Source organism: Pseudomonas meliae (assembly GCF_001400515.1).
Classification (GTDB): Bacteria; Pseudomonadota; Gammaproteobacteria; order Pseudomonadales; family Pseudomonadaceae; genus Aquipseudomonas; species Aquipseudomonas amygdali.
Genome location: NZ_LJQT01000277.1, coordinates 1 through 5,860, shown reverse-complemented (window position 1 = coordinate 5,860; position 5,860 = coordinate 1). Strand labels below are relative to the sequence as shown.

Annotated in this window: 4 protein-coding genes and 1 pseudogene; 2 read left to right on the top strand and 3 right to left on the bottom strand. The window is 57.7% G+C overall.

Annotated features, from left to right (window positions below; all coding sequences use genetic code 11):
- Positions 1-28: 28 nt before the first annotated feature.
- Both ALO64_RS12765 and ALO64_RS26645 read right to left on the bottom strand, forming a co-directional pair.
- Entirely contained in the window at positions 29-1,153 is a 1,125-nt protein-coding gene (locus ALO64_RS12765; RefSeq protein WP_044343435.1) for a branched-chain amino acid ABC transporter substrate-binding protein, read from the bottom strand.
- Positions 1,154-1,229: 76 nt separating this feature from the next.
- Positions 1,230-1,452: pseudogene (locus tag ALO64_RS26645) on the bottom strand (hypothetical protein); the annotation flags it as partial.
- Between the two features lie 29 nt (positions 1,453-1,481).
- Between ALO64_RS26645 and ALO64_RS12760 the strand changes: the two are divergent.
- Positions 1,482-1,787 (top strand): DUF2288 domain-containing protein, encoded by a 306-nt coding sequence (locus tag ALO64_RS12760; protein WP_044343434.1) that lies wholly within the window; start codon positions 1,482-1,484, stop codon positions 1,785-1,787.
- Positions 1,788-1,901: 114 nt separating this feature from the next.
- Here the strand turns inward: ALO64_RS12760 and ALO64_RS12755 are convergent, their stop codons facing one another.
- A complete protein-coding gene (locus tag ALO64_RS12755) occupies positions 1,902-4,193 on the bottom strand; it encodes a putative bifunctional diguanylate cyclase/phosphodiesterase (protein ID WP_044343433.1) in 2,292 nt (763 codons plus the stop codon).
- 232 nt (positions 4,194-4,425) lie between these two features.
- On the opposite strand from ALO64_RS12755, the gene ALO64_RS12750 reads away from it, so the two are divergent.
- Complete coding sequence (locus ALO64_RS12750) at positions 4,426-5,805, top strand: spinster family MFS transporter (RefSeq protein WP_005732269.1); 1,380 nt, start codon at positions 4,426-4,428, stop codon at positions 5,803-5,805.
- The last annotated feature ends 55 nt before the right edge of the window (positions 5,806-5,860 follow it).

Below are 5,860 nucleotides of genomic sequence, written 5' to 3'. Positions count from 1 at the left end.
GTGGGCTTTGAGGGTTAACGCAAGCAGCTTATTTGGCGGCTTCGGTCTTCGGTTTGCCGAAGTGCCACTCGTAAACCACGAACTGGAAGTTCTTCAGATCGCCTTTGTCGTCGTAGCTCAGCTCGCCCATCGGGGTCTTGAAGGTGCCAGCATGGATGGCAGCAGCCACCTTGGCGGTGTCTTCGGACTTGGCGGCGGCGATGCCATCAGCAATGACCCGAACGGCGGAGTAGGACGGGTAGACGAACGGGCCGCTCGGGTCTTCTTTCTTGGCCTTGAAGGCTTCGGTCAGCGCCTGGTTGGCCGGGTCCTGGTCGAAGGATTTTGGCAGGGTGACCAGCAGGCCTTCCGAAGCCTCGCCGGCGATCTGCGAGATGGACTCGTTGCCCACGCCTTCAGGGCCCATGAACTTCGCGTTCAGGCCTTTTTCCTTGGACTGGCGCAGGATCTGACCCAGCTCCGGGTGGTAGCCGCCGTAGTAGACGAAGTCGACGTTGGCTTGCTTGAGCTTGGCGATCAGCGACGAGAAGTCCTTGTCACCTGCGTTGATACCTTCGAACAGAGCAACCTTGACGCCTTTTTTCTCCAGCGTCTGCTTGACTGCTGTCGCGATACCTTCGCCGTACTGCTGCTTGTCGTGAATCACAGCAACGATTTTCGGCTTGGCGACGTCGGCAATGTAGTTGCCAGCGGCCGGGCCCTGGGCGCTGTCGAGACCGATGGTGCGGAATACCAGTTTGTAGCCGCGTGCGGTGATTTCCGGGCTGGTGGCAGCGGGGGTCACCATGATGATGCCTTCGTCTTCGTAAACGTCGGACGCTGGCTGGGCGGAGCTGGAGCACAGGTGACCGACCACGTATTTCACGCCGTCGTTGACCACCTTGTTGGCGACCGCAACGGCCTGTTTCGGATCGCAGGCGTCATCGTATTCGACGGCTTCAAGCTTTTTGCCATCCACGCCGCCTTTGGCGTTGATCTGCTCGATTGCCATTTTGGCACCGTTGAACTGCATGGTGCCGTATTCGGCAACCGGGCCGGTCTTGGGGCCGGCGATGCCGATCTTGATGGTGTCAGCTGCGAACGAATGGCTGGCAACCCCCGCCATAACCAGTGCGGCAAACAGCCTTGAAAGCTTATTGGTACCCTTAGTCATGATGCTCCACTCTTGCGTTGTAGTTTTTATAATCCTGATGGCCAAGGCTCCAGGACCGGATTCGATCACCGGTTCTCCCACGCCGCCAACTGTACCGGAACAGTTTAGAGTGCCACTCGTTGGCTTGGAAAGCCGGGCGTTTGGGGACAAACCGATGCGTGTCGCTTAATCGAAAGAAAGTTACAGAATCAAACCGCCTGAGGCCCTGAAATCGCTTCAGATCCATGAAGGTTATCTGCACTTTCCCGCGATAAATCACCTGCTTCTGGGCTTGCCGATGGGAAAGTCGGCGCTATCATTGCGCCGATTTTCTTTCTGGTGAAAACCCATGACGCAAGAACCTAGCACCCTCTATGCCAAACTGCTTGGCGAAACCGCATCAATCACCTGGACTGAATTGCAACCATTCTTTGCCAAGGGTGCCCTGTTGTGGGTCGAGCTGCCCCTGGATTTGATCGAAGTTGCCGAGGCCGTGGCCGAAAATGATGCAGTGAGGGTGTCTGCATGGCTGGCTGAAGGACAGGTCGGAAAGGTCTCGGAAAGCAAGGCGCTTGAGCTGGTGGAGACCGATCCTTCGCTCTGGGCTGTAGTGGTGGCATCTTGGGTTCTGATTCAAAACAGAGCGCAGGATTGATTTGCGCACCATTTAGGTGCCTGACGATTTGCTGGAGTGAGTTGGAAGGTAACTGTCCCGGCGTCGACGTAGCGTAAAACCACACCTGCCCACCAGTGACTACAAAGCGTAGCGTCAGGTACGAACGGGCCTGTGACTGGCAAATTCGTCATTGTCGGTCAGGTCGGCAAACACATCGGCAGGTTCTGAAACGTCGATGTCCGGGCCGTGCATGTGCGGTGGTGGCAGGGCAGACCAACGGGTAGTCGGTTCGCGCTCGTTCATCTGTCTGGCAAGGGGCAGGATTCGCTCCAGTGGCTGAGGCTTGCTGAACAGATAGCCTTGTACGTAATCACTGCCGAATCGGCTGAGAAACTCAAGTTGAGCCGGGGTTTCCACGCCTTCCGTGACGACTTTCAGGTGCAGGGTATGAGCCATGACGAGAATCGCCTGGACGATTTCCATATCCTGTGGGGATTGGGGAATATCAATGATGAATGATCGATCGATCTTCAGCGTGTCCAGTGGCAGCCGCTTGAGATAGGCAAGTGATGAGTAGCCGGTGCCGAAGTCGTCAATCGACAGGGAGACCCCCAGGCTGCGAATGTGCTTGAGCATCAGAATGGTATTGCTGATATTGCCCATCAACGCATTTTCGGTCACCTCCAGTTCCAGTCGGCCAGGTGCAACGTCGGCGTCGGCCAGTGCCTGCTCGACCTCTTCGACCAGTTCGTCGCGGCCCAGCGTGAGTGCCGAGCAGTTGACCGTGATGATCAGCTGTTCCAGCCCTTCCTGACGCAGTGTGCGCAGGTCGTGACAGGCGCGGCGCTCCAGCTCGGCGATCAGACCGTTGGCCTCGGCAATGCCGATGAAGCGCCCGGGAGCCAGCAAACCGTGTTGCGGGTGATTCCAGCGCACCAGTGCCTCCAGCTTGGCAACGTGGCCAGTATGCATGTCGACGATAGGCTGATAGTAGACCTGCAGGCCGGTCTCTTCGCGCAGGGCATTGCGCAGTTCCTCCTCCAGATGCAGCTCCAGGCTGGCCCTGGTCTTGAGCGCGGGGCTGAAGAAATTGACCCTGTTGCGCCCGTTGTCCTTGGACTGGTAAAGCGCGAGGTCTGCGTGTTTGAGCAGTTCATCACAGGTTGAACCGTCACGCGGGAACACGGCGATACCGATACTGGTCGTCATGACCATGCGCCTTCCTGCCAGCGCGATGGTTTCCTTCATTTTTTGCATGACCCGATAGGCCAGGTGTCGTGCCTCCTCGTAGTCCGGAATGCTCAGCAGTATGCAGAATTCATCGCCCCCGAAACGGGAGACCACGTCTTGCACACGGGTGGCGCTGCGGATGCGTTCGGCAATCACCTTGAGCAGTTCGTCACCGGCGTCATGGCCCAGGCTGTCGTTGATGCGCTTGAAGTGGTCGATGTCCAGAAACATCACTGCAAGCATGCCGTTGTTGTAGGTGTGCTCCTGCAGCTTTTCGGCAAATATCTGATTGAAGCCCCGGCGGTTGATCAGGTTGGTCAACGGGTCGTAATGGGCCACCTGCTGAAGCGAGACGCGGGCCTGATCCAGCTGGCTGAGCAGCGCGTTGACGCGTTGCAGGTCATGCTCCTTGCCTTGCAGTTTCTTGTCGGCCATTGCCGCGCTGATGCTGCCGGCGATGATAAGCAGGGTGATGGCGGCAATGGTAAGCCCAAGCTGCTGGCTGTTTTCGGTGCCGGGGATGTGCAGCGTGGCGCCTTCGGGCATGACCAGTCGCAATGCCCTCATGCCCATCAGGTGCATGGTCAGCAAACCCGCACCCAGCAGAAGACTCACCCCGTAGCGGAACATCTGATGAAACATGCCGTTGTACTGACGCAGATGCCGGGACAGTGTCAGCAGAGCAATGCTGGAAAGGACGGCAACCACGATCGACAGCGCGAACATCCGCGGTTCGTAGTACTGTGTGGCAGCGGAGCGCATCGCCGACATGCCCAGATAGTGCATGACACTGATGCCGGTCCCCATGACCAGCGAACTGATCAGACAGCGCCTGAGCGTCAGCTCAGGGATGGTCAGGGCTCTCATGGCCACCAGTGCAGTGATCAGCACGATCAGCAGGGAAGCCAGCGTGACGGTCAGGTCGTAAGAGATTTTCAGTGGGGCCTGAAACGCCAGCATGCTGATGAAATGCATTGCCCACACGCCGCCCGCCAGGCATAACGCGCCCAGTGCTTTCCACAGGCGACGGCTCTTGATGGCGTCGACCTGAATGACACGGTCGGCAATATCCAGCGTGGCGAAGGATGCGGCGCAAGCCACACCGTAAGCCACACCGTAAGCCAGCGCTACCAGAAACAGGTTATGACTGCAGTCGATCAATAATTGCCCGTCCGCTGGGAGGTCAGCGAATACGTTCAAACCCAGCCACTCCATAGCGCGCCCTATTCTCACTACAAGAGCGCCAAGCCTCAGGACCTGGCGATTTGAGCTGAGTATAGAAGCTGTTTACAACCTGCCACCCCTGCGAGCGGCCATTTTGATATTGACTCAATAACGAACAGTTATAAAAGGCCATCATGTCCTGTGCGTAGTTACGAATGTTTACAGACAGATAGCGCTTCTGCTTCTAGATTGAAGTGACTGAGAGTCAAGGGATGGATGCCTTATGAACACGCTCCAGGTTGAAAACGCTACTCAGGCTGCCAATGCCTGGCGCGTGCTGTTCCTGCTTTTTCTGGCCAATCTGTTCAACTTCTTTGATCGCACCATCCCGGCGATTATCGTCGAGCCCATTCGTCTGGAATGGCATTTGAGTGACTTTCAACTGGGGTTGCTGGGGACCGCATTCACGCTGGTCTACGCTTTCGCCGGTCTGCCATTGGGGCGCATGGCCGATAACGGGTCGCGCAAGAAACTCATGGGCTGCGGGCTGGCGGTCTGGAGCGGGTTGACTGCGGTCAATGGCATGGTGGGCAGTTTCTGGACCTTCCTGCTGGTGCGAATGGGCGTCGGCATAGGTGAGGCCAGCTACGCGCCTGCTGCCAACTCACTGATCGGTGATCTGTTTCCAGCCCATCGGCGTGCGCGGGCCATGGGGCTTTTCATGCTGGGTCTGCCTTTGGGTCTACTACTGGCGTTCTTTACCATCGGCGCTATGGTCAAGGCGTTTGACAGCTGGCGCGCACCGTTCTTTATCGCTGCGGTTCCTGGTCTGTTGCTGGTCGTGTTCATCTTTTTCATCAAGGAGCCCAGGCGCGGCGCGGCTGAAAGCGTGCGGATGTCAGAGGCGAAGATTGAAAAGCCGATCCGCCGTGTGCTGTCGATTCCGACCTTTCGTTGGCTGGTGCTGGGCGGTCTGACCTTCAACTTTGCGACTTACGCCTGCAATTCATTCATGGTGCCGATGCTGCAGCGCTATTTTCTGCTGCCCTTGCAGGAAGCTGCAGTGGCGACCGGGGTTATTGTCGGCGTAACCGGGCTGATCGGTCTGACGCTTGGGGGCTGGATAGCCGACAAACTGCACCAGCGCTTTTCCAATGGACGGCTGTTGTTTGCGACCATCAGCATGTTGATCGCCGCACTGGCCACAGGCTATGCGCTGCATGCAGGGCAGATCGGGATCGGTGTGTTCGTGGGGGTATTCAGTCTGGGCTGGCTGTTCGCTTACAACTTCTATACCTGCGTTTACACCGCTATTCAGGACGTAATCGAACCGCGCCTGCGGGCCACGGCCATGGCGCTGTTCTTTGCCGGGCTTTATTTGCTGGGTGGAGGGCTGGGGCCGGTGGTGGTCGGTTTGCTGTCTGATCACTTTGCCCATGCTGCGATGGGCGTTGCAGGTGTCGAGGTGATGAGCGAAAGCTTTAAAGCCATCGGTTTGCACGATGCCATGTACCTGATCCCGGCAGCGCTGTTTCTGACCTTGCTGTTCCTGTATCAGGCTTCGCGCTGTTTCAGCCGGGATGCCGAGCGGATGAAGGCGAGAATGGCGGCTGACGAGCCGGTGGAAGAGCTGGCGCAGGGGATTGTGGTGGCCAGGCAGTGATCGCGCTGATGCAAGATCGGACGTAGAGCGTCCAGAACGGCATGCGACGCAGAGC

Bases quoted from the DNA above. Each gene is read 5' to 3' on its own strand.
- ALO64_RS12765 (WP_044343435.1), bottom strand. From the start codon at position 1,153: ATGACTAAGGGTACCAATAAGCTTTCAAGGCTGTTTGCCGCACTGGTT.
- ALO64_RS12760 (WP_044343434.1), top strand. From the start codon at position 1,482: ATGACGCAAGAACCTAGCACCCTCTATGCCAAACTGCTTGGCGAAACC.
- ALO64_RS12755 (WP_044343433.1), bottom strand. From the start codon at position 4,193: ATGGAGTGGCTGGGTTTGAACGTATTCGCTGACCTCCCAGCGGACGGG.
- ALO64_RS12750 (WP_005732269.1), top strand. From the start codon at position 4,426: ATGAACACGCTCCAGGTTGAAAACGCTACTCAGGCTGCCAATGCCTGG.